At 64.6% G+C, this 444-nt stretch carries 1 pseudogene; it reads right to left on the bottom strand.

Features of this window, described 5'->3' with window-relative positions:
• Positions 1–415 (bottom strand): annotated as a pseudogene (locus tag ACLRGG_RS21370) (hypothetical protein); the annotation flags it as partial.
• Between the last annotated feature and the right edge of the window lie 29 nt (positions 416–444).

Below are 444 nucleotides of genomic sequence, written 5' to 3'. Positions count from 1 at the left end.
CATCGGCAGGCATGACTAAATCATCTTTTGCGACTGGGATCGCCGCCGCCGCTTCACTGGTCGCTGCGGGTTGTTCAACCGGCGCGGGCAGGGCATTTGCTGCCGCGACGGGGAGGGCCGGTTTGGCTGAGTTCGCGGGATCTGCTGCGTTAACGCCAGATACCGCAGGGGCGGCTCTTCCTGCGTCGGTGCCCGATGGACTGACCGGTAGCTCAGGCCGCGCGTTGCTAACCGCTCCCGTCGGTTTCACGGCTGGCGGCGTCTCAACGGTTTCGCCGGGCCGGGGAGTGGACTCTTTTGCAGCAGATTGCTCAGCCGCACGGGTCGGGTTCCCACCCAGGGTCGTGGTTTTAGCGCCCTGCGCACCAACCGGCTGTAGGGTCTGGGGGGCTGGGGAGCTGTCTCTTCTACACATCTCCGAGCCCACGAGACTGGTTCTCATAT

It is taken from the genome of Erwinia sp. PPS120 (assembly GCF_047918655.1).
GTDB lineage: Bacteria > Pseudomonadota > Gammaproteobacteria > Enterobacterales > Enterobacteriaceae > Erwinia > Erwinia tasmaniensis_A.
The sequence above is the reverse complement of the archived record's forward strand: the minus strand, read 5'-3'. Positions and strand labels throughout refer to the sequence as shown.